We start from the raw sequence: 21,203 nt of genomic DNA on the forward strand, positions 1-21,203 counted from the left end.
GCCATGTGGCTATTTCCCCTGGACGCACAGAAGTGGGCGCGCTCGGGTCGCGGCCGAACACGACTCGCACGGCGCTGTGCCGGGTTGGTGGCCACCACGATTGCGGCGTGCGCGGTATTGCTCGCGTTTCCATTGGCGCCTAAGGCAGCCGCGGCCTGCCCCGATGTCCAGGTGGTTTTCGCCAGGGGCACCGGCGAACCACCCGGTCTCGGCCGGGTGGGCAACGCCATGGTGGCCTCGCTACGGCAGAAGACCGACCAGAGCATCGGCGCGTACGCGGTGAACTACCCCGCCAACAAGGACTTCCTGGCGGCCGCCGACGGCGCCAACGACGCCAGCGACCACGTCCAGCAGATGACGAATGAATGCCCCAACACCAAACTGGTGCCCGGTGGTTATTCCCAGGGTGCCGCGGTCATCAACATCGTTACCGCCGCACCCCTTCCCGGCCTTGGCTTCACCCAGCCGCTGCCGGCCCAAGCCGCCCAGCACGTGGCCGCGGTCACCCTGTTCGGGAACCCATCGGGCCGAGCGGGTGGATTGATGACGGCGCTGAGCCCGCACTTCGGCGGCAAGATCCTCAACCTGTGCAACACCGGCGACCCGATCTGCTCGGACGGCGACCAGTGGAAGGCCCACACCGGCTACGTTCCGGGCCTGACCAACAAAGCCGCCAGTTTCGTCGCAGGCCGGATCTGAATCAGCCCCACTCGCGAATCGGCCGAGCCGATTCAGCGCGCTTGTGAGGCGACTGGGCAAGCCCTTGGGCTTGCCTGTACCGGAACGCTTCCGGTGGCAGACCCCTGCGACCAGGGTTACGATCACGCTGAACCTCAACGAGGCGTACCGAACGCGCCAACGAAGGTTCTCTTTGCCGCTGTACACGAAGGCAAGTGCGCGATGCGCGCCGTGGCGATTCTGATGCGCCATTGTCCGGCGATTGCGCCCAGGAGGATCGATGCAGGATACCGACGTATCGCAGGTATCACCCTCAGCCCCTGCGGATCTTGCTGAAATCACGGCGGCCAAGGAAACCCTCGAGGACTACACGCTGCGGTTTGCGCCGCGCAGCTACCGCCGGTGGTCGCCGGCGGTCGTCGGGATCTCCGCCCTGGGCGGTATCGCCTACCTGGCCGACTTCGCGATCGGCGCCAATATCGGGATCACGTGGGGAACCACCAATGCCCTCTGGGGCATAGCCATCTTCGCCGCGGTGGTCTTCACCACCGGATTGCCCCTGGCCTACTACGCGGCCCGCTACAACATCGATTTGGATCTGATCACCCGTGGCAGCGGTTTCGGCTACTACGGGTCGGTGGTGACCAACGTCATCTTTGCCACGTTCACCTTCATCTTCTTTGCACTCGAAGGTTCGATCATGGCCCAGGGACTGAACCTGGGTCTGCACATTCCGTTGTGGCTGGGGTATGCCTTCTCGACGCTGCTGATCTTTCCGCTGGTGATATACGGCATGAAAGTTCTTTCACAGCTGCAACTTTGGACCACGCCGCTGTGGCTGATCCTGATGATGGCCCCGTTCGGCTACCTCTTGATCAGCCATCCCGAGTCGGTCGCGCAGTTCTTCGCCTACGCAGGCAAGGACGGTCGCGCCACGGCCAGCATCGGCTCCGCACTGATGGCGGCGGGCGTATGCCTGGCGCTGATCGCTCAAATCGCGGAGCAGATCGACTATTTGCGGTTCATGCCGCCACGGACGCCCAAGAACTCACGTCGGTGGTGGGCCTGGATGCTGCTGGCCGGGCCCGGCTGGGTCATCTTCGGCGCGGCCAAACAGATCATCGGCCTGTTCCTGGCGGTCTATCTGCTCTCCAACGTCGCCGGTGCGGCCGATTTCGCCAATCAACCGGTCCGCCAATTCATGCAGATCTACCGCAACTTCATGCCGGGTTGGCTGGCGCTGACATTGGCGGTGATCTTGGTGGTGCTCAGCCAGGTCAAGATCAACGCGACGAACGCGTATTCGGGTTCGCTGGCCTGGACGAATTCATTCACCCGCGTCACCAAGCACTACCCCGGGCGAGTGATGTTCCTCGGCGTGAATCTCACGATTGCCCTGATCCTGATGGAAGCCAACATGTTTGACTTCCTCAACACAATCCTCGGCTTCTACGCCAACTGCGGCATGGCCTGGGTGGTGACGGTGGCATCTGAGTTCGTCTTCAACAAGTTCCTGCTCGGCCTGTCGCCGAAGACACCGGAGTTCCGTCGCGGCATGTTGTATGCCATCAACCCGGTTGGCTTCGGGTCGATGCTGTTGGCAGCGGGCCTTTCGATCGTCGCGTTCTTCGGCGGCCTCGGTGAGACGCTGCGCCCGTACTCGCCGTTGGTGGCGATCAGCGTCGCCTTGGTGATGCCACCGATTCTGGCCATTGCCACCAAGGGCAAGTACTACCTGCGACGCACCCACGACGGCATCGAGCTGCCCATGTACGACGAGCACGGCAACCCGTCCGCCGAGCACCTGAATTGCCATGTCTGCCGGCAGAACTTCGAGCGACCCGATATGGCGGCCTGCCAGACCCACGATGCTCACGTTTGTTCGCTGTGCCTGTCCACCGACAAACAGGCCGAACACGTCTTGTCAGCCCATCCCTAACCCGACGATGTGGAGCCACAAGTAAATCGTGCCGAACTTTTGCCTTTGGCGATTGTTTCTATTGGTCATATAATCGGGGCCTTGTTGCTTGTGGGTGATCAATAGTTCCCGTTGATCCGACGACGGCGATGTCGCAGGAGGCTGCACTCACCGCTGTTGAGGAGGATCTCGTGGTCGTTGACACCTCGCCGGTCGACGCCGGCGGCTACGTGTCCGTCCCCGTGCTCCTCTCTGATTTCGGCTCGCTGTCGCCGGAGATCAACTCCGGGCGCATCTACGCCGGTCCGGGATCTGGACCAGTGCTGGCCGCGGCGGGAGCCTGGGATGCGCTGGCCACCGAGTTGGGCGCCACCGCATGCGGATACAGCTGCGTGATCACCCAATTGACGAGCTTGCCGTGGTCGGGGCCCGCCGCCGCGGCCATGCTTACCGCGGTCACGCCGTACGTCTCCTGGTTGACCACGATGGCCACGCGCGCCGAACAGACCGCCATGCAGGCCAGGGCCGCCGCGGCGGCCTATGAGGCGGCCTTCGCGATGACCGTGCCCCCGCCGGCGATTGCAGTCAACCGAGTCCGGTTGCTGGCGCTGATCGCAACCAATTTCTTCGGGCAGAACACGCCGTCGATCGCGGCTACCGAAGCCGAGTACGCCGAGTTCTGGGCGCATGACGCCACCGCGATGTACTGCTACGCCAGCACCTCGACGTCGTTTCTGGCACTACCCGCCTTCCCCGGGCCACCACGCACGACCGACCCGGCAGGATTGGCCGGACAGGCCGCCGCGACCAGCCAATCCGCGGCGTCGGCGACCTCCTCATCGGCAATCCAGGCGCTTACCCAAGTCTCGTCGTCGCTAGCCGCGGCCGGGCATTGGCTGCCCATCCTCTCGACCGCGGAGTGGAACACCTTGGTCAACACCTGGGGCCTGGCCTATTTCGGCGCGGGAATCTTCCAGTTGGGCACCCTGTTTGCCCAACAACTCTTGCCAGATGCTGCGGCGGCGCCGTCCGCGGCCGCGGCCGCGGCATCGACCGCCGTGGCCGCACAACTGGCAGCACCCGTTGCCGCCACGCCGGTTTCGGCCGTATTCGCGCGGGCGGACACCATCGGATCGATGTCGGTACCGCCAAGTTGGACCACCGCCGCACCGGCACCCACCGCCGGGGGCGCCGCGATCTCTGGCATCGACGTCGCGCCCGGGCGCCCCCAAGCACCCAACGCCCTGCTTCCCAATCTGCGCGACAACAGCCGAGCAACGACCTTCGCTCGGCGCCGATACGACATCCGCCTGACGGTGATGTTGCGCCCACCGGAAGCCGGATAGGCACCCAAGCTTCGAGGAGAAGAGCAGATGGCACAGGCAGCCACACAGGTAGGGAGTTGATAGCAATGGACTTTGGGATACTGCCGCCAGAGATCAACTCCGCTCGCATGTACTCCGGCCCCGGCTCGTCACCCTTGTTGACGGTGGCCTCGGCGTGGAGCGGCCTGGCCGCCGAGTTGAGCGCTACCGCCAACGACTACGAGACCGTGATCTCCGGGCTGCAAAGCCAGGGTTGGGTCGGGCCTTCGTCGGAAGCGATGGCCAACTCCATCTGGCCCTATGTCGCGTGGCTGCGCGCCACTGCCGCCGCGACCGAGCAGTCGGCAAGCAAGGCTCGCATAGCGGCCAGCGCGTACGAAGCCGCCTTCGCCGCAACGGTGCCGCCGCCACAGATCGCCGCCAATCGCGCCGAACTCACCGGGTTGATCTCAACCAACGTGGTGGGCCAAAACAGTGCCGCGATAGCCGCTGCGGAAGCCCAATACGGCGAGATGTGGTCCCAGGATGCCGCGACCATGTATGCCTATGCCGCCAGCTGCGCAACCGCCACGTCCGTGACACCGTTTGTGTCGCCGCCGCAAACCACCAGCCCGACCGCGGCGGCGACACAAGCCGGCACCCTCGCCCGGGCCGCCGCCACCACCGCCGGTACCGCACAGAGCACCTTGTCACGGCTGATCTCGGAGGTACCGGGTGTGCTGCAAGCCCTTACGTCGCCGTTGGCCTCGGCCGCATCATCGACGGCCGGCCCCATCGAGCGGTTCTTGGAGTGGTACGCGCCGTTCGCAAATTTCTTCTACGACACCCTCGGCCTGCCGTTCTTTGGCGCCGGCATCACCAGTTTCTTCGCGGCAACGGCCAAGACGGCGGGGGCGATTGGCCCCGCGGCCGCCGCACCAGCGGCCACCGTCGCCGCCACGGGTGCGGCCGAAGCGGTGGGCGCTGGGCCGGTTTCGGCGAGTCTGGCTCAGGCCAGCACGGTCGGCAAGCTGTCGGTACCCCACACCTGGGAAGGGGCCACCCCGGCGACAAGCCCCACCACCGCATCGAAATTCATCAGCGACGTGATCGAACCGGAAAGCGTGGAGGCGGGCGGCAACGTCATCGGCGGAGTGCCGATGCCCGGTCCAGGCGAAGGTTCGGCGGGTGCGGGTCCCCGCTACGGGGTACGCCTCACCGTCATGCCTCACCCACCGTCGGCGGGCTGAGTTGAGCACACATCTCGGGCATGGGGCAGCCGCCACCCGAGCGCCGGGTCTGGGTGGTTGCCCCGGCCATTCCACATCACTGAGCACCCGCGGATTCCGGGCGCCGCCGCCGATCCGGCCCTCGCCCACCCATCCAGCACGCCTCGACGTCCCGCAGTCGGCTGATGCCGTGTCCACCATTCGGGGGATAACGCCTCAGTGCAGCACCGCAACGGGGCTGGTGCCTATAAACCCGACCGCTCCGCCCCGATCTGCTGAGGACGCTCATTGATGCCTGAAGATGTTGCTACCTGCCAACCCACCGAATCAATGCCGCATCTTCATCGGGGTCTTTCCAACCGACACATTCAGTTGATCGCCATTGGCGGGGCGATCGGCACCGGCCTGTTCATGGGGTCCGGCCGCACCATCTCGCTGGCCGGCCCGGCGGTGATAGTCGTCTACGCGGTCATCGGGTTTTTCGTCTTCTTCGTGCTGCGCGCGATGGGCGAGCTGCTGTTGTCGAACTTGAACTACAAGTCGTTCGTCGACTGTGCCGCCGACCTTCTGGGCCCGGCGGCCGGCTACTTCATGGGCTGGTCGTACTGGTTCGCCTGGATCGTCGCGGGCATCGCCGATCTCGTCGCCATCACCGGCTGTAGCAAGTTCTGGTGGCCGGACGTACCCACCTGGGCACCGGCACTGGTCACTATCGCCGTCATGCTCTCGATTAACATGTTCGGTGTCAGCAAGTTCGGCGAGACGGAATTTTGGTTCGCCCTGATCAAGGTTGCGGCGATCCTCTGCCTCATCACCGTGGGCGCGATCTTGGTCATCACCGGCTTCACCTCGCCCGACGGCGACCGGGCGGCCCTGGCGAATCTCTGGAACGACGGCGGGTTCTTCCCAACCGGGTTCGTCGGTTTGGCGAGCGGGTTTCAGATCGCCTTTTTCGCCTATATCGGAGTGGAACTGGTGGGTGCGGCCGCGGCGGAAGCCGCCGATCCCAGCCACACTCTCCCCCGTGCGATCAACGCCATCCCGCTGCGGGTGGCGATCTTTTATATCGGGGCCCTGCTGGCGATTCTCTCCGTCGTCCCGTGGCGACGGTTCGCCAGTGGCGAGTCGCCGTTCGTGACCATGTTCGCCTTGGCCGGACTCGCCGCGGCCGCATCCGTCGTCAACTTTGTCGTCATCACCTCGGCCGCGTCCTCGGCGAACTCCGGCGTGTTCTCCACCGGCCGCATGCTCTATGGCCTGGCCGACGAGGGCAGCGCGCCGGGAATCTTCGGTCGACTCAATAGCCGCGGAGTGCCGGCACCGGCCCTGATCCTCACCGCGGCGCTGTTGTTGTCCGCCATCCCGCTGCTCTACGCCGGCGGTTCGGTGATCGGTGCCTTCACCCTGATCACCACCATCTCGTCGCTGCTGTTCATGTTCGTCTGGACGATGATCGTGATCAGCTACCTCGTCTATCGGCGCCGACACGCACAACGCCACGCCGATTCGGCTTACAAGGTGCCCGGTGGCGTGGTGATGTGCTGGGCCATACTCGGCTTCTTCGTATTCGTGATCTGGACGCTCACCACCGAAACCGAAACCGCGACCGCATTGGTGTGGTTCCCGCTGTGGTTCGTGATCCTCGGGATCGGCTGGGCGCTCGTCCGGCGCCGCCCCGGCCACCTCGAGCAATACCACCGGTTCCAGGCCGAAATGAACGGCACCGCCGAGGGGGTACTCCCGCCCGATGCCTCAGCCCGGACCTAGTCGATACGTAATAAGTCAGTCGGTACGCGAGCGCAGATCGCGGGTAATCAAGACCCGCGATGCGAGCTGGTCATCGGGCGGATAGTCCACCTTGGCCAGGACCAGACCGTGCGCCGGTGCGGCCGCGAAGTCACTGGAACGCGCGGTAGTGGTGAGCAACTCGCGACACCAATCTGGCGTACGCCGGTGTTCGCCCACGGCCAGCAGCGCGCCCACCAATGAACGCACCATCGACCAGCAGAACGCGTCGGCGCTGACCTGCGCGGTGACCAGGTGCCCGTTGCGCGACCAGTCCAGCCGTTGCAGGTCACGGATGGTGGTAGCCCCCTCGCGACGGCGGCAGAACGCGGCAAAATTGTGCAGTCCCAATAACTCTCGGGATGCCACCGTCATCGCATCGATGTCCAGCTCCCGCGGCCATACGGTCACATAGCGAGCCTGCTGCGGCTCGACACCGTAGGGGGCCGTCGACAAGCGGTAGACATAATGGCGGCGAAGTGCCGAAAATCGGGCATCGAAAGCCGTTGGCGCACGCGCGATATCGAGGACACGCAGATCAGCCGGCAAGAAGCGGGCCAAACGTCGCACCAACGGCAGGAATTCCGGATCGCCCGCGCGCGCCGAACGCGAATAGGCGTTCGGCAACGCGTCGACTGGAACATCGGCGTGGGCCACCTGGCCGGTGGCGTGGACCCCCGCATCGGTACGCCCGGCGGCACGCAGGCGCACCGGTGTGCGCAGGACCGTCGTCAGCGCCTCATCAAGGACGCCAGCGACCGTACGCTGCCCCGTCTGCGTCGCCCAGCCTGCGAAATCCGTACCGTCGTAGGCAATGTCGAAGCGCAGACGAACTGCGTCACTAATTCTGCGGTGCCTCGTCAGCGTCGGTGTCAGCGGAGCCGGCCTCGGCGTCGGTGGCCTCGGCGTCGGCAGGCGCTGCCTCGGCTTCGGTAGCGGCCACCGCCTCCTCGGCCGCCGGCTCCTCGGCTGCCTGCGGCTCCGAAGGCGCGTCCTGCGATGCGGCCTGGGAGGCTTTCACCCGTCGTGCCCGGTCGGCCTCAGACGTCACCGTCTTCTCCCGCACCAACTCGATCACCGCCATCGGGGCGTTGTCGCCCTTGCGCGGTTCGACCTTGATGATGCGGGTGTAGCCGCCCTCACGATCGGCAAAGAACGGCCCGATCTCAGCGAACAGGGTGTGCACCACGTCCTTGTCGCGGATCTTCTTGAGCACCTCGCGCCGATTGTGCAGTGCACCCTTCTTCGCGTGGGTGATCAGCTTCTCCGCGTACGGCCGCAACGCCCGCGCCTTGGGCTCGGTGGTCTTGATTCGGCCGTGCTCGAACAGCGAGGTGGCCAGGTTGGCCAGTAGCGCCTTCTGGTGCGAGGACGACCCGCCGAGGCGAGGGCCTTTGGTGGGCTTGGGCATTGCGGCTATCTCCTATTCGGGGCCGGTCCCCGTATCAGGTAGGACCGGGACGGATCTTGGTTAGAGCTGTTCGGTTTCGGCGTAGTCCTGGTCGTCGTAGGCGCCCTCGGTCGACCAGGTACCGGTGGCCACGTCGTAGCCTGCGACCTCAGACGGGTCGAAGCTCGGCGGGCTGTCCTTGAGCGACAGGCCCAGCTGGTGCAGCTTGACCTTGACCTCATCGATCGACTTCTGACCGAAGTTGCGGATGTCGAGTAAGTCCGACTCGGTGCGCGACACCAGTTCGCCGACGGTGTGCACGCCCTCGCGCTTGAGGCAGTTGTACGAGCGCACGGTCAGATCCAGGTCGTCGATCGGCAGTGCGAACGAGGCGATGTGGTCGGCCTCGGCCGGCGACGGCCCAATCTCGATACCTTCGGCCTCGACGTTGAGTTCACGTGCCAGACCGAACAATTCGACGAGCGTCTTGCCCGCAGATGCCAGCGCGTCGCGCGGGGTGATCGAATTCTTGGCCTCGACATCGAGGATCAGCTTGTCGAAGTCGGTGCGCTGCTCGACACGAGTCGCGTCCACCTTGTAGGTGACCTTGAGCACCGGCGAGTAGATGGAATCGACCGGGATGCGGCCGATTTCGGCGCCCGAAGCCCGGTTCTGCACTGCCGGGACGTAACCGCGGCCGCGCTCGACGACGAGCTCGACCTCCAGCTTGCCCTTGTCGTTGAGGGTGGCGATGCGCATGTTGGGGTTGTGCACCGTGACACCGGCCGGCGGCACGATGTCGCCCGCGGTGACCTCACCGGGCCCCTGCTTGCGCAGGTACATGGTGACCGGCTCGTCTTCCTCCGAAGAAACGACCAGGGCCTTGAGGTTCAGGATGATGTCGGTGACATCTTCCTTGACTCCGGGCACCGTGGTGAACTCGTGCAGCACGCCGTCGATGCGGATGCTGGTGACGGCTGCCCCGGGAATCGAGGACAGCAGCGTACGACGCAGCGAGTTGCCAAGGGTGTAGCCGAATCCGGGTTCCAGCGGTTCGATGACGAACTGGGACCGGCTGTCGGTGAGGACTTCCTCGGACAGAGTCGGCCGCTGAGAGATCAGCATGGTGTTCTTGTTCTCCTTCTCGGCACCCGCTATTTGATGCCGTTAGGTGATCCGTCGCTGCGGCCGCAGCGACGGAAGACGGGGCTTACTTCGAGTAGTACTCGACGATCAGCTGCTCGGTGAGCGGGACCTCGATCTGTGCCCGCTCGGGCAGCTGGTGGATCAGGATGCGCTGACGCTCCCCCACGACCTGCAACCAGCTCGGGATCGGACGGTCACCCGCCGTTTCGCGCGCAATCTGGAACGGCGCCGTGTTGAGCGAGTTGTCCCGCACATCGATGATGTCGTACTGCGAAACCCGGTAGCTGGGCACATTGACGTGCACGCCGTTGACGCTGAAGTGCCCGTGGCTGACCAGCTGACGAGCCATCCGGCGGGTACGTGCCAACCCGGCCCGGTATACGACGTTGTCGAGCCGGCTCTCCAGGATCTTCAGCAGCTCCTCACCGGTCTTGCCGGAGTGGCGAACGGCCTCTTCGTAGTAGCGGCGGAACTGCTTTTCCATCACGCCGTAGGTGAAGCGGGCCTTCTGCTTTTCCTGCAACTGCTGGCGGTATTCACTGTCCTTGATCCGGGCGCGGCCGTGCTGGCCGGGCGGGTAGGGACGCTTTTCGAATGACTGGTCGCCACCAACGAGGTCGGTGCCCAGCCGGCGCGACTTGCGGGTGACGGGTCCGGTGTAACGAGCCATTGGTATGTCCTCCTAGACCTAGACGCGCCGACGCTTGGGCGGGCGGACACCGTTGTGCGGCTGCGGGGTGACATCGGAGATCGCACCGACCTCCAGGCCAGCGGCCTGCAGCGACCGGATCGCGGTCTCGCGGCCCGAACCCGGCCCCTTCACGAACACGTCGACCTTGCGGACACCGTGCTCCTGGGCCTTGCGCGCGGCGTTCTCGGCGGCCAGCTGCGCTGCGAACGGTGTCGACTTGCGGGATCCCTTGAAGCCGACGTGACCCGACGACGCCCAGGCGATGACGTTGCCCTGCGGGTCGGTGATCGTCACGATCGTGTTGTTGAACGTGCTCTTGATGTGCGCGGCACCGTGCGGGACGTTCTTCTTTTCCCGGCGGCGGGTCTTCTGGCCCTTCTTGGAGCCCGTGCCGCTGGCTTTCTTCGGTGGCATCGGTTACCTGGCCTTCTTCTTGCCTGCGATGGTGCGCTTGGGGCCCTTACGGGTCCGCGCGTTGGTCTTGGTGCGCTGGCCACGTACCGGCAAACCACGGCGGTGCCGCAGGCCCTGGTAGCAGCCGATCTCGATCTTGCGACGAATGTCGGCCTGCACCTCGCGGCGCAGGTCACCCTCGATCTTCAAGTTCGCTTCGATGTAGTCACGCAGGTGCGTCAGCTGGTCGTCAGTGAGATCGCGAGTGCGCAGGTTACGGTCAATGCCCGTAGCTGCCAAGATCTCGTTCGACCGGGTACGGCCGACGCCGTAGATGTAGGTCAGGGCGATCTCCATCCGCTTGTCGCGCGGTAGATCGACGCCGACTAGTCGAGCCATAGGTGGCGTTTCCTCTTTTTCTCAGCGGAGGTCTTATCCCAGTCCGTTCCCGCAAGGTTTGCGGGGCCCAGCCTCCGTCCGGGCGCGGATGAGCTGGCCCATCACTATTGATGCCAGCCGCTCATTGGTGCTGGGAGGTCTGCATTCAGTTGTCTGCGCTTCGCGCTAGCTAGCTGCTGCTAGCCCTGGTCTACCCCTGCCGCTGCTTGTGGCGCGGATCGGAGCAGATCACCATGACCCGCCCATGCCGACGGATCACCCTGCACTTGTCACAGATCGGCTTGACGCTCGGGTTCACCTTCACGGCAGTCTCGGTCCTGTTCTCTGGGTGGTTTGGCTATTTGTACCGGTACACGATGCGGCCCCTGGACAGGTCGTAGGGAGACAACTCCACCACCACGCGATCCTCGGGCAGGATACGGATGTAGTGCTGCCGCATCTTGCCGCTGATGTGGGCGAGCACCTTGTGGCCGTTCTCCAGCTCAATGCGAAACATGGCATTAGGCAGGGGCTCGACCACGCGACCCTCGACCTCTATGGCACCGTCCTTCTTGGCCATTACTTTCCGGCGATCCTCACTTCTTGTTCGTGCACCTGGTTTGGCGCAGCACCCGTCCTGACCGCAAAACGTGAGCCGGTGGTGGAAATTCCGCGAAACGATCCGAGAAATTTCGGGACTGGGCACGCCAGGAGTCGGCACGAGACGTCGCACCGTCGTCCCACGATACCCGCACTGCCGCGCTCGGCGCAAAACGCCACAAAGCCGGGCCGGAATAGCCGCCCCGACCCAGCCGGTTGGACCTAGCATGCCCGCCCCTGAGACCGACTCTGACGCCAGATCTTCCGCGAATCCAGCTGCCGGTAAGCCCAACCTCGGCCGGTTCGGATCCTTCGGCCGCGGTGTCACCCCGGCCCAGGCCAGAGACATCGAAGCGCTGGGCTACGGCGCGGTCTGGGTCGGCGGGTCACCGCCGGCGGAACTGGCCTGGGTGGAACCGATCCTGGCGGCCACCACCACGCTGCAGGTAGCCACCGGCATCGTCAACATCTGGTCGGCGCCCGCCAAGCCGGTAGCCGAGTCGTTTCATCGCATCGAGGCCGCCTACCCCGGCCGTTTCCTGCTGGGAATCGGCGTGGGCCACCCGGAAGCGATCACCGAGTACCACAGCACCGGCAACGCGGTGGACGCCCTCATCGAGTACCTCAACAGGCTCGACGACTACGGGGTGCCGGCCAACCGACGGGTGGTGGCGGCGCTGGGCCCGCGGGTGCTGCGGCTCGCGGCGCGACGCAGTGCCGGCGCGCACCCCTACCTGACCACACCGGAGCACACCGGCGCGGCCCGCGAACTCATCGGCCCGTCGGCGTTTCTGGCTCCCGAACACAAAGTGGTGCTGACCACCGACGCGCAACGGGCGCGTGCCGTCGGGCGCAAGGCCCTCGACATCTATCTCAACCTGGCGAACTACCTGAACAGCTGGAAGCGGCTGGGCTTCAGCGAGCGCGACATCGCCCGCCCGGGCAGTGACCGCCTGGTTGACGCCGTGGTCGCCTACGGCACTCCCGCGGCCATCGCGGCGCGCCTCAACGAACACCTGCAAGCCGGCGCCGACCACGTCCCCGTACAAGTCCTGACCAAAAGTGAGAACCTGGTACCAGCGCTCGCCGAGTTGGCCGGGCCGCTCGGGCTGGCCGGCGCCTGAGCTTCAAGCAGGCACGGGGGAACCAGATGACCAACGCAGTTTCACTCAAACCCGAGCTGGGCCGGTTCGGCGTATGGCTGGGTAGCCGCTCCATCACCCCCGAACTCGCCGGGCAGATCGAATCACTCGGCTACGGCGCGGCCTGGATCGGCGCATCACCGGACGCCGATCTGGCTTGGGTCGAGCCCGCCTTGGAGCAGACCACATCACTGCAGCTGGCGACCGGAATCGTCAATATCTGGTCGGCGCCGGCCGATGAGGTGGCGGCGTCGTATCAGCGGATCGAGAGCGCCCACCCGGGCCGGTTTCTGCTGGGTGTCGGGGTAGGCCATCCCGAGCACACCCAGGAGTATCAGAAACCCTATGACGCGCTGGTGGCCTATCTCGACGACCTGGACAAGGCGATGGTGCCGGACAGCAGGCGGGTATTGGCGGCGCTGGGCCCCAGAATGTTGCGCCTGGCCGCGCAGCGTAGCGCCGGCGCCCATCCGTATCTGACCACGCCCGAGCACACCGGCACCGCCCGCCAGTTGGTCGGCAACACCGTGTTCCTGGCGCCCGAACACAAAGTCGTGCTCACCACCGATGCGGCGCAAGCCCGCGCGGTGGGCCGCAAGTTCATCGATTTCTACCTGGGACTGAGCAACTACGTGAACAACTGGCTGAAGCTGGGCTTCACCGAAGACGACGTGCGCAAGCCCGGTAGCGACAGATTGATCGACGCCCTGGTGGCCTACGGCACCCCTGATCAGATCGCCCGGCGGCTCGGCGAACACCACGAAGCCGGCGCCGACCATGTGGCGATTCAGGTGCTGCGCCCGTCCCGGGAGGACAAGCCGATGGCGGCGCTGACCGAACTGTCAGGGGCGCTCGGGCTCACCCGTTAGGGTTTGACCATGCGACTGCTAGTCACCGGTGGAGCGGGCTTCATCGGCGCGAACTTTGTGCACAGCAGCGTGCGCGAGTACCCCGACGACGCGGTGACCGTGCTCGACGCCCTGACCTATGCCGGCCGGCGCGAATCGTTGGCCGATCTCGAAGACGCCATCAGGCTGGTCGAGGGCGACATCACCGATGCCGAGCTGGTTTCCCAGCTGGTGGCCGAGTCCGACGCGGTGGTGCATTTCGCCGCCGAATCCCACGTCGACAATGCGCTGGACAACCCGGAACCATTCGTGCACACCAACGTGCTCGGGACCTTCACCATCCTGGAGGCGGTGCGGCGGCACGGCGTACGGCTGCACCACATCTCCACCGACGAGGTGTACGGGGACCTCGAACTGCACGACCCCGCGCGATTCACCGAGGCGACCCCGTACAACCCGTCGAGTCCGTATTCGGCAACCAAGGCCGGCGCGGACATGTTGGTCCGGGCCTGGGTTCGGTCCTATGGCGTGGCGGCCACCATCTCCAACTGCTCCAACAACTACGGCCCGTATCAGCACATCGAGAAGTTCATTCCTCGGCAGATCACCAACGTGCTGACCGGGCGGCGCCCCAAGCTGTATGGCACCGGCGCCAATGTCCGGGACTGGATCCACGTCGACGACCACAACAGCGCGGTGCGGCGGATCCTGGAGAAGGGGCAGATCGGCAAGACCTATCTGATCAGCTCCGAAGGCGAGCGCGACAACCTGAGCGTGCTGCGCACGCTGCTGCGGATGATGGATCGCGACCCCGACGACTTCGATCACGTCGTCGACCGCGTCGGCCACGATCTGCGCTATGCCATCGACCCATCTTTGCTCTACAACGAGTTGGCGTGGGCGCCCAAGCACACCGATTTCGAGGAAGGCTTGCGCACCACCATCGACTGGTACCGGGCCAACGAATCATGGTGGCGTCCGTTGAAAGACGCCGCAGAAGCCCGTTACCAAGAACGCGGTCAGTGACATGCAGGCACGCGAACTCAAAGTTCCAGGCGCGTGGGAGATCACCCCGACCATCCACGGTGATTCCCGCGGCATGTTTTTCGAATGGCTCACCGACAGCGGGTTCACCGCCTTCTGCGGTCATCGCTTCGACGTCCGCCAAGCCAACTGCTCGGTGTCGTCAGCCGGCGTGCTGCGGGGTCTGCACTTCGCCGAGCTGCCCCCCAGCCAGGCCAAGTACGTCACCTGCGTATCAGGCGCGGTGTTCGATGTCGTCGTTGACATCCGTTTGGGTTCACCGACATTCGGCCAGTGGGACTCGGTACTGCTCGACGATCGCCACCGATCGATTTACATCTCGGAAGGACTTGCGCACGGTTTCCTTGCGCTGCAAGACAAATCAACGGTGATGTACATGTGTTCGGCCGAGTACAACCCGCAGCGCGAGCACACGATCTGCGCGACCGACCCCGAACTGGCGATCGACTGGCCCCTGGTCGACGGCGCCCCTCCCAGCCTGTCTGAACGCGATGCGGCGGCCGGCAGCCTCGATGAAGTGCGCGCTTCGGGGGTCCTGCCCACTTGGGAAGAGACCCAGAGGTTCATCGACGGCCTGCGGGGTACCTAGCCAGCCTCCGCGTGCGAACCGCCCCGCCGGAGCCCAATTGTCGCCGTGGCCGGCGGTACCGACAGCATGGCCGCGCCGAATGCCCGGGTGGCTATCGCTAGCCTTCCAGGCATGCCAACCACACAGATCGCCTGGGACGGCGTCGATGACGGCGAGCCCGCAGGTGAATGAGACTGAGGGCAGGCCGGTAGTCGGGCGTCCCGGTGCGGTGCTGTTCACCGTGTGCGCCGCCCTGTTCTTGGTTGTGGTGGATGTCACCGTGCTGCACGTGGCCGCACCAAGAATCGCCGAGGAGCTGAGTCCCTCACCCACCGAATTCCTGTGGATCGTCGACATCTACCCGCTGATCATGGCCTCATTGATGCTGATGGCGGGAGCCGCTTCAGACCGGTTTGGCCGCAAGCGCCTGCTGATGACTGGTCTGGTGATCTTCGGGCTGGTCTCGATTCGGGCGGCCTTCGCGGCTACACCGTTGATGCTGATCCTGGCCCGTTCGGTGATGGCAGTGGGCGCGGCGATGATCCTTCCCGCCACGGTATCGCTGTTGCGGGTCGCGTTCCCGGACCGCGCCGAACGGATGCGCGCGGTGGGGATCTGGTCTGCGGTGTCGGCGGTGGGGGCGGCGATCGGCCCGTTGATGGGCGGGTTGCTGGTCGAGTACTTCTGGTGGGGCGCAATATTCCTGATCAACGTCCCCCTCGCGCTGCTGGTTCTGCTGCTGGTGTGGCGGCTTGTCCCGGAGTCACGCTCGCAGGCCCGGCTGGTGTTGGACGGTCTCAGCGTCAGCCTGTCGATCGTCGCAGTGCTCACGTCGGTGCTGGCGATCAAGCAGGCGACTCACCACGGGATCGATCCTGCGGCAGTTGGTTACGTCGTCATCGCCAGCGTCGGGTTGTGGTGGTTCATCCGCCGCCAGATCAGCAGGCAGCGCCGCGGGATCGAACCGCTGCTCAACGTGCACTTGTTCACCCGAGCGCCGTTTACCATTGCGGTCCTGGCCGTGCTACTGGCGGTGTTTTCCATCGTCGGCCTAGACCTGGTGTTCGCGCAGTATCTGCAGAATTTTCTCGGCTTCACGCCGATCAAGGCTGCGCTCCTGCTCACGCCGATGGCGGCCGCGACGGTCGTCGGTTCTCTGTCCGCGCATCTGATCGTGGGTCGCTGCGGCACCCGTGTCGCGATCGGCGCCGGCCTCGGCCTTACCGCAAGCGCATTGCTCCCGCTGCTGACCCTGGGCCACAATGGGCAGCTTCTGGTGTTCGTGGGTTCGCTGGTCGGGTTCGCCCTCGATGTGGTGCTGGTTTCGGCAAACGACGCGATCATCTCCGCGGTCTCCGAGGATTACGTCGGCCAAGCCGCCGGTGTCGAAGAAGTCGCCTACGACCTCGGGGGTGGGCTGGGCATTGCGGTGCTGGGCTCCGTCCTCACGGCCACCTATACCGCAGCTTTCGACCCAATTTCGGGGCTGACCGACTCGCAGTTGGCAACCGCTCAGGAGTCCATCCGAACCGCCAATGATCTCGCCGACGCGACCTCCGCGCCGGCGCTGGCGTCCCAGATCCGTATTGAGGCGCACACCGCTTTTCTGGCCGGCTTTCACACCACCATCGTGGTCGCGATAGCGATCCTCGCCGCAGCCGCCGTGGCCGCCGGCGCCCTGCTCTCGACCAAGACCTTGCCCGAACCGGCCGGTCAAGATGCCCCCGATCCGAGCGCATAGCGCCGGGCCGACCGGCCCGCTACCGCGTCGGTACCACACCTTCGGGACCAGCATCGGCACGCTTGCCACGATGATTGGGGCCATGTTCGTCAAGAGTCCGTTGCGTACCACCGACGAGATTTACTAGGATGTCCAAGTATCGGGTCTCCCCGCCGCACACGACCGTTATGGAACACGCTATGACCACACAAATTCCGCATTTCATCGATGGACGCCGCACTCCCGGGCAATCCACCCGCACCGCCGATGTCCTCGACCCCAATACCGGCCAGGTCCAGACGACGGTACCGATGGCCGCGCAGGCCGACATCGACGCCGCGGTCGCAGGCGCCGCCGAAGCGCAAATAGGTTGGGCCGCCTGGAATCCTCAGCGGCGGGCGCGGGTGTTGATGCGCTTCATCGAGTTGGTCAACCAGAACACCGACGAGTTGGCCGAGCTGCTATCACGCGAGCACGGCAAGACAGTGCCCGACGCCCGCGGTGACATCCAGCGGGGCATCGAGGTGATCGAGTTCTGTCTCGGCATCCCCCACCTGCTCAAGGGCGAGTACACCGAGGGCGCCGGCCCGGGCATTGACGTCTACTCGCTGCGGCAGCCGCTCGGCGTGGTCGCCGGCATCACCCCGTTCAACTTCCCCGCGATGATCCCGCTGTGGAAGGCCGGCCCCGCCCTGGCATGCGGAAACGCCTTTGTGCTCAAGCCCAGTGAGCGCGACCCGTCGGTTCCGTTGCGACTGGCCGAACTGTTCGTCGAGGCCGGCCTACCCCCCGGCGTCTTCCAGGTCGTCCACGGCGACAAGGAGGCCGTCGACGCCATCCTCAATCACCCCGAGATCAAGGCGGTCGGCTTCGTCGGCAGCTCCGACATTGCCCAGTACATCTACTCCGGGGCGGCGGCCACCGGCAAGCGTTCGCAGTGCTTCGGCGGCGCCAAGAACCACATGATCGTGATGCCTGACGCCGACCTCGACCAAGCCGTCGACGCGCTGATCGGCGCCGGATACGGCAGTGCGGGCGAACGCTGCATGGCGATCAGCGTCGCGGTGCCGGTGGGCGAACAAACCGCGGATCGGCTGCGCGCCAAGCTGGTTGAACGCATCAACAACCTGCGAGTCGGACACAGCCTGGACCCGAAAGCCGACTACGGCCCATTGGTCACCGAAGCCGCACTCACGCGGGTGCGCGACTACATCGGCCAGGGCGTCGCCTCCGGCGCCGAATTGGTCGTCGACGGCCGCGAGCGGGCCAGTGACGATCTGGCCTTCGGCGACGCGAACCTGGAAGGCGGCTACTTCATCGGGCCGACCCTGTTCGACCACGTCACCACCGACATGTCCATCTACACCGACGAGATCTTTGGACCGGTGCTGTGCATGGTCCGCGCCCACGACTACGAAGAGGCGCTGCGGTTGCCCTCCGAGCACGAGTACGGCAACGGCGTGGCGGTCTTCACCCGCGAGGGCGACACCGCGCGCGACTTCGTGTCCCGGGTGCAGGTGGGCATGGTCGGGGTCAACGTCCCGATCCCGGTTCCGGTCGCCTACCACACCTTCGGCGGTTGGAAGCGTTCCGGATTCGGCGACCTCAACCAACACGGCCCGACGTCGATCCAGTTTTACACCAAGGTCAAGACCGTCACCTCCCGGTGGCCGTCGGGCATCAAAGATGGCGCCGAGTTCGTCATCCCCACGATGAAGTAGCCGCCATGTTTACCCTCAACGACGACGAGCGGGTGATCACCCAGACCGCCGCCGCCTTCGCCGATAAGCGGCTGGCCCCCTACGCGCTGGAATGGGATGCCACCAAGCACTTCCCGGTCGACGTGCTGCGCGAAGCCGCCGAACTGGGAATGGCGGCGATCTACTGCCGAGAAGACGTGGGCGGTAGCGGGCTGCGCCGGCTCGACGGCGTGCGCATCTTCGAACAGCTGGCCATCGCCGACCCGGTCACCGCCGCGTTTCTGTCCATCCACAACATGTGCGCCTGGATGATCGACAGCTTCGGCACCGACGAGCAACGCAAGGACTGGATTCCGCGGCTGGCCACGATGGACGCCATCGCCAGCTACTGCCTGACCGAGCCGGGTGCCGGCTCCGACGCCAGCGCGTTGAGCGCCCGGGCGGTGCGGCAGGGTTCGGCCCCGGGGTCGGACTATGTGCTCGACGGCGTCAAGCAGTTCATCTCCGGCGCGGGCGCCTCGGACGTCTACGTGGTGATGGCGCGCACCGGAGCCGAGGGGCCGCGCGGCATCTCGGCGTTCATTGTCGAAAAGGGCACGCCGGGGCTGAGTTTCGGGGCGCTCGAAGAGAAGATGGGCTGGCACGCACAGCCCACCGCACAGGTGGTGCTCGAAGGAGTTCGGGTGCCTGCCGACGCGATGCTGGGCGGCGTTGACGGAACGGGCGCCGGATTCGGCATCGCGATGAACGGCCTCAACGGTGGCCGGCTCAACATCGCGGCGTGTTCGCTCGGTGGCGCCCAGTCCGCCTTCGCCAAGGCGGGTGCCTACGTGCGCGAGCGCCAGGCGTTCGGCGCCAGCCTGCTCGACGAGCCCACCGTCCGGTTCACCCTGGCCGATATGGCTACCGGTCTGGAGGCGTCGCGAATGCTGTTGTGGCGGGCGGCAAACGCACTCGACGAGGACGACGCGGACAAGGTGGAGCTGTGCGCGATGGCCAAGCGTTTTGTCACCGACACCTGCTTCGACGTCGCCGACAAGGCTCTGCAACTGCACGGCGGCTACGGCTACTTGCGCGAGTACGGTCTGGAGAAGATCGTCCGTGATCTGCGCGTGCACCGGATCCTGGAGGGGACCAACGAGATCATGCGGGTGGTCGTCGGCCGGGCCGAGGCCGCACGGTTTCGCGCTAGCGCATAGGAAAGGGGCCTCATGACCAAGTCCTGCCAGATCGCGTTCTTGGGGCTCGGCCACATGGGTGCGCCGATGTCGGCGAATCTCATCGGCGCCGGCCACACCGTACGCGGGTTCGACCCGGTGCCCGCGGCCGCATCCGCCGCGGCCGCCAAGGGCGCGACGATGTTTGACAGCGCCGCCGAGGCGGTGGCCGGGGCCGACGTGGTCATCACCATGCTGCCCAATGGCGCGGTGGTCAAGCGCTGCTACGCCGAGGTGCTGCCCGCGGCCCGATCGGGTGCGCTGTTCATCGACAGCTCAACGATTTCGGTCAACGATGCGCGCGAGGTACACGCCCTGGCCGAATCGCACGGCATGGCTCAACTCGATGCACCGGTCTCCGGTGGGGTCAAAGGCGCGGTGGCCGGAACACTGGCGTTCATGGTCGGTGGCGACCAGAGCGCGCTGGCGCAGGCCCGGCCGGTGCTGGAGCCGATGGCGGGCAAGATCATTCACTGCGGCGCGGCCGGCGCGGGACAGGCCGCCAAGGTATGCAACAACATGGTGCTGGCAGTGCAGCAGATCGCCATCGGTGAGGCGTTCGTCCTGGCCGAGAACCTCGGGCTGGATGCGCAGTCGCTGTTCGACGTCATCACCGGCGCGACCGGAAATTGCTGGGCCGTGCACACCAACTGCCCGGTTCCCGGCCCGGTGCCGACATCGCCGGCCAACAACGACTTCAAGCCGGGATTTGCCACCGCGCTGATGAACAAGGACCTCGGTCTGGCCATGGACGCGGTGACCTCGACCGGTTCGGCGGCACCGCTGGGCAGCCACGCCGCCGAGATCTACGCCAAGTTCGCCGCCGACCACGCCGACCAGGACTTCAGCGCGGTGATCGAGATGCTGCGCGGCAGCTAGTTCACCGCGGCGTCACTGCACCTTTCGGCCCAGGAATGCCGCCAGCTGATCGGCCGGTGAAAGCTCCGCCGAGCAGGGCTGCTCCTGCCCAAAGGGCTTGCCCGGCCCACGGAACTGGGGTCCGACGAACGCGCGCACCGCGGCGAGCTGCTGGGTGGCCAAGTCGGGATCAAGATCGCTGGGCTGACCGGTTGCCACCGCCAGGTCCCAGGCATGGGTCAGCACATCGCTGGTGCGCATCCCGATGAAGACCTGTCCGGGGATCTCACCGAACGGCAGCTTGAACACCGTCGCCATCCCGTCCGGTGCGGCGAAGACCTGTTGGGCGGCGGCGGTGGCCCGGTGCGCCGCGACCATGTCGTCGGGCCGGGCGGCGGGCCTATCGGCGCCGCCCGACCATATCCCGACATGCTCGTTGCCGCCGATGACGTGCTCGATCAGATCGCTGACCGTCCATTCCGAGCACGGGGTCGCGGCCCCAAGCTGATCCGCGCTGACATTGGCAAGGACACTCCCGAACGCGTCCTGGGCACGCTGGTGAGCAGTTAGTGGATCCATCGTCCTGCCTCTCTG

At 65.7% G+C, this 21,203-nt stretch carries 22 protein-coding genes; 13 read left to right on the forward strand and 9 right to left on the reverse strand.

The genetic code is table 11. From position 1 onward, the window contains the following. Positions 1-3: 3 nt before the first annotated feature. The 5 genes from MMSP_RS22800 to MMSP_RS22820 all read left to right on the forward strand — a co-directional run bounded on the left by MMSP_RS22800 (position 4) and on the right by MMSP_RS22820 (position 6,896). Positions 4-699, forward strand: a complete 696-nt coding sequence (locus MMSP_RS22800) for a cutinase family protein (RefSeq protein WP_036426885.1) — start codon at positions 4-6, stop codon at positions 697-699. Positions 700-958: 259 nt separating this feature from the next. Next, entirely contained in the window at positions 959-2,617 is a 1,659-nt protein-coding gene (locus MMSP_RS22805; RefSeq protein ID WP_020788525.1) for a cytosine permease, read from the forward strand. 170 nt (positions 2,618-2,787) lie between these two features. Further along, the gene (locus tag MMSP_RS22810) at positions 2,788-3,942 is read left to right on the forward strand and encodes a PPE family protein (RefSeq protein WP_020788526.1); all 1,155 of its coding nucleotides are present in this window, start codon (positions 2,788-2,790) and stop codon (positions 3,940-3,942) included. Between the two features lie 65 nt (positions 3,943-4,007). Further along, positions 4,008-5,150 (forward strand): PPE family protein, encoded by a 1,143-nt coding sequence (locus MMSP_RS22815; RefSeq protein ID WP_020788527.1) that lies wholly within the window; start codon positions 4,008-4,010, stop codon positions 5,148-5,150. Between the two features lie 270 nt (positions 5,151-5,420). Continuing rightward, positions 5,421-6,896: an amino acid permease gene (locus MMSP_RS22820; RefSeq protein ID WP_020788528.1), complete on the forward strand. Its 1,476-nt coding sequence runs from the start codon at positions 5,421-5,423 to the stop codon at positions 6,894-6,896. 15 nt (positions 6,897-6,911) lie between these two features. Here the strand turns inward: MMSP_RS22820 and truA are convergent, their stop codons facing one another. The 8 genes from truA to infA all read right to left on the reverse strand — a co-directional run bounded on the left by truA (position 6,912) and on the right by infA (position 11,492). Then, positions 6,912-7,829 (reverse strand): tRNA pseudouridine(38-40) synthase TruA, encoded by a 918-nt coding sequence (gene truA / locus MMSP_RS22825; RefSeq protein WP_369797364.1) that lies wholly within the window; start codon positions 7,827-7,829, stop codon positions 6,912-6,914. Continuing rightward, positions 7,756-8,325 carry a 50S ribosomal protein L17 gene (gene rplQ / locus MMSP_RS22830; RefSeq protein WP_011739110.1) on the reverse strand — a complete coding sequence of 190 codons (570 nt, stop codon included), beginning with the start codon at positions 8,323-8,325 and terminating at the stop codon, positions 7,756-7,758. The genes truA and rplQ overlap by 74 nt, the downstream gene beginning before the upstream one ends. A gap of 60 nt (positions 8,326-8,385) precedes the next feature. After that, complete coding sequence (locus MMSP_RS22835; protein WP_020788530.1) at positions 8,386-9,429, reverse strand: DNA-directed RNA polymerase subunit alpha; 1,044 nt, start codon at positions 9,427-9,429, stop codon at positions 8,386-8,388. Between the two features lie 85 nt (positions 9,430-9,514). Further along, complete coding sequence (gene rpsD, locus MMSP_RS22840; RefSeq protein WP_020788531.1) at positions 9,515-10,120, reverse strand: 30S ribosomal protein S4; 606 nt, start codon at positions 10,118-10,120, stop codon at positions 9,515-9,517. A gap of 18 nt (positions 10,121-10,138) precedes the next feature. Next, a complete protein-coding gene (gene rpsK / locus MMSP_RS22845; protein WP_020788532.1) occupies positions 10,139-10,555 on the reverse strand; it encodes a 30S ribosomal protein S11 in 417 nt (138 codons plus the stop codon). A gap of 3 nt (positions 10,556-10,558) precedes the next feature. Beyond that, positions 10,559-10,933, reverse strand: a complete 375-nt coding sequence (rpsM, locus tag MMSP_RS22850; protein WP_011739106.1) for a 30S ribosomal protein S13 — start codon at positions 10,931-10,933, stop codon at positions 10,559-10,561. A gap of 190 nt (positions 10,934-11,123) precedes the next feature. Beyond that, a complete protein-coding gene (gene rpmJ / locus MMSP_RS26435) occupies positions 11,124-11,237 on the reverse strand; it encodes a 50S ribosomal protein L36 (RefSeq protein ID WP_003879483.1) in 114 nt (37 codons plus the stop codon). A gap of 33 nt (positions 11,238-11,270) precedes the next feature. After that, complete coding sequence (gene infA, locus MMSP_RS22855) at positions 11,271-11,492, reverse strand: translation initiation factor IF-1 (protein WP_003418601.1); 222 nt, start codon at positions 11,490-11,492, stop codon at positions 11,271-11,273. A 247-nt stretch (positions 11,493-11,739) separates the two neighbouring features. On the opposite strand from infA, the gene MMSP_RS22860 reads away from it, so the two are divergent. The 8 genes from MMSP_RS22860 (at position 11,740) to mmsB (ending at position 20,630) form a co-directional block, all read left to right on the forward strand. Beyond that, positions 11,740-12,636: an LLM class F420-dependent oxidoreductase gene (locus MMSP_RS22860; protein WP_020788533.1), complete on the forward strand. Its 897-nt coding sequence runs from the start codon at positions 11,740-11,742 to the stop codon at positions 12,634-12,636. 26 nt (positions 12,637-12,662) lie between these two features. After that, complete coding sequence (locus MMSP_RS22865; RefSeq protein ID WP_015354709.1) at positions 12,663-13,523, forward strand: LLM class F420-dependent oxidoreductase; 861 nt, start codon at positions 12,663-12,665, stop codon at positions 13,521-13,523. A 9-nt stretch (positions 13,524-13,532) separates the two neighbouring features. Continuing rightward, the gene (rfbB, locus tag MMSP_RS22870; protein ID WP_011739103.1) at positions 13,533-14,528 is read left to right on the forward strand and encodes a dTDP-glucose 4,6-dehydratase; all 996 of its coding nucleotides are present in this window, start codon (positions 13,533-13,535) and stop codon (positions 14,526-14,528) included. Position 14,529: 1 nt separating this feature from the next. Beyond that, positions 14,530-15,135: a dTDP-4-dehydrorhamnose 3,5-epimerase gene (rfbC, locus tag MMSP_RS22875; RefSeq protein WP_012392974.1), complete on the forward strand. Its 606-nt coding sequence runs from the start codon at positions 14,530-14,532 to the stop codon at positions 15,133-15,135. A gap of 163 nt (positions 15,136-15,298) precedes the next feature. After that, positions 15,299-16,855 carry an MFS transporter gene (locus tag MMSP_RS22880; protein ID WP_020788534.1) on the forward strand — a complete coding sequence of 519 codons (1,557 nt, stop codon included), beginning with the start codon at positions 15,299-15,301 and terminating at the stop codon, positions 16,853-16,855. A gap of 179 nt (positions 16,856-17,034) precedes the next feature. Next, complete coding sequence (locus MMSP_RS22885) at positions 17,035-18,555, forward strand: CoA-acylating methylmalonate-semialdehyde dehydrogenase (protein WP_020788535.1); 1,521 nt, start codon at positions 17,035-17,037, stop codon at positions 18,553-18,555. A 5-nt stretch (positions 18,556-18,560) separates the two neighbouring features. Beyond that, a complete protein-coding gene (locus MMSP_RS22890) occupies positions 18,561-19,733 on the forward strand; it encodes an acyl-CoA dehydrogenase family protein (protein ID WP_012392971.1) in 1,173 nt (390 codons plus the stop codon). Positions 19,734-19,745: 12 nt separating this feature from the next. Further along, positions 19,746-20,630, forward strand: a complete 885-nt coding sequence (mmsB, locus tag MMSP_RS22895; protein WP_012392970.1) for a 3-hydroxyisobutyrate dehydrogenase — start codon at positions 19,746-19,748, stop codon at positions 20,628-20,630. Positions 20,631-20,642: 12 nt separating this feature from the next. Here mmsB and MMSP_RS22900 read toward each other — a convergent pair whose 3' ends face one another. Next, entirely contained in the window at positions 20,643-21,188 is a 546-nt protein-coding gene (locus MMSP_RS22900) for a TIGR03086 family metal-binding protein (RefSeq protein WP_020788536.1), read from the reverse strand. Between the last annotated feature and the right edge of the window lie 15 nt (positions 21,189-21,203).

Origin of the sequence: Mycobacterium sp. 012931, assembly GCF_000419295.1 — a bacterium.
GTDB classification, from domain to species: Bacteria; Actinomycetota; Actinomycetes; order Mycobacteriales; family Mycobacteriaceae; genus Mycobacterium; species Mycobacterium marinum.

Bases quoted from the DNA above. Each gene is read 5' to 3' on its own strand.
- MMSP_RS22800 (WP_036426885.1), top strand. From the start codon at position 4: ATGTGGCTATTTCCCCTGGACGCACAGAAGTGGGCGCGCTCGGGTCGC.
- MMSP_RS22805 (WP_020788525.1), top strand. From the start codon at position 959: ATGCAGGATACCGACGTATCGCAGGTATCACCCTCAGCCCCTGCGGAT.
- MMSP_RS22815 (WP_020788527.1), top strand. From the start codon at position 4,008: ATGGACTTTGGGATACTGCCGCCAGAGATCAACTCCGCTCGCATGTAC.
- MMSP_RS22820 (WP_020788528.1), top strand. From the start codon at position 5,421: ATGCCTGAAGATGTTGCTACCTGCCAACCCACCGAATCAATGCCGCAT.
- rplQ (WP_011739110.1), bottom strand. From the start codon at position 8,325: ATGCCCAAGCCCACCAAAGGCCCTCGCCTCGGCGGGTCGTCCTCGCAC.
- MMSP_RS22835 (WP_020788530.1), bottom strand. From the start codon at position 9,429: ATGCTGATCTCTCAGCGGCCGACTCTGTCCGAGGAAGTCCTCACCGAC.
- rpsD (WP_020788531.1), bottom strand. From the start codon at position 10,120: ATGGCTCGTTACACCGGACCCGTCACCCGCAAGTCGCGCCGGCTGGGC.
- rpsK (WP_020788532.1), bottom strand. From the start codon at position 10,555: ATGCCACCGAAGAAAGCCAGCGGCACGGGCTCCAAGAAGGGCCAGAAG.
- rpsM (WP_011739106.1), bottom strand. From the start codon at position 10,933: ATGGCTCGACTAGTCGGCGTCGATCTACCGCGCGACAAGCGGATGGAG.
- infA (WP_003418601.1), bottom strand. From the start codon at position 11,492: ATGGCCAAGAAGGACGGTGCCATAGAGGTCGAGGGTCGCGTGGTCGAG.
- MMSP_RS22860 (WP_020788533.1), top strand. From the start codon at position 11,740: ATGCCCGCCCCTGAGACCGACTCTGACGCCAGATCTTCCGCGAATCCA.
- MMSP_RS22865 (WP_015354709.1), top strand. From the start codon at position 12,663: ATGACCAACGCAGTTTCACTCAAACCCGAGCTGGGCCGGTTCGGCGTA.
- rfbB (WP_011739103.1), top strand. From the start codon at position 13,533: ATGCGACTGCTAGTCACCGGTGGAGCGGGCTTCATCGGCGCGAACTTT.
- rfbC (WP_012392974.1), top strand. From the start codon at position 14,530: ATGCAGGCACGCGAACTCAAAGTTCCAGGCGCGTGGGAGATCACCCCG.
- MMSP_RS22885 (WP_020788535.1), top strand. From the start codon at position 17,035: ATGACCACACAAATTCCGCATTTCATCGATGGACGCCGCACTCCCGGG.
- MMSP_RS22890 (WP_012392971.1), top strand. From the start codon at position 18,561: ATGTTTACCCTCAACGACGACGAGCGGGTGATCACCCAGACCGCCGCC.
- mmsB (WP_012392970.1), top strand. From the start codon at position 19,746: ATGACCAAGTCCTGCCAGATCGCGTTCTTGGGGCTCGGCCACATGGGT.
- MMSP_RS22900 (WP_020788536.1), bottom strand. From the start codon at position 21,188: ATGGATCCACTAACTGCTCACCAGCGTGCCCAGGACGCGTTCGGGAGT.